This window comes from Patiriisocius sp. 208BN25-11 (assembly GCF_058147145.1).
This window is the reverse complement of sequence record NZ_JBYVJY010000094.1, coordinates 1-249: the sequence shown is the minus strand read 5'-3', so window position 1 is coordinate 249 and position 249 is coordinate 1. Positions and strand designations below refer to the sequence as shown.

General features: G+C 44.6%; 1 pseudogene. It reads right to left on the bottom strand.

Annotated elements, in window-relative coordinates:
- Nucleotides 1-249 (bottom strand): annotated as a pseudogene (locus ACY2RS_RS15705) (T9SS type A sorting domain-containing protein); the annotation flags it as partial.

The window sequence follows — 249 nt, the reverse complement described above, 5'->3', positions numbered from 1 at the left end:
ATTAGCTGATAGCGACACAGCACCACCAAACTCATCAGATGAGCCTACCCCGGCAATATCTTGGCCTACTTGAGTCCATGTACCGCTTAAATTTTGATATATCCGTACATGTCCAGAACCTGCGCCATTTAGTCCGTCATTAAGAATTGCTCCAATAGCTACAATACTGCCATCTGCCGAGAGTGCTACTGAACCTCCAGAAAAATCACCAGCATTTTCTCCATCAATATCTTGGCCTATTTGATCCCA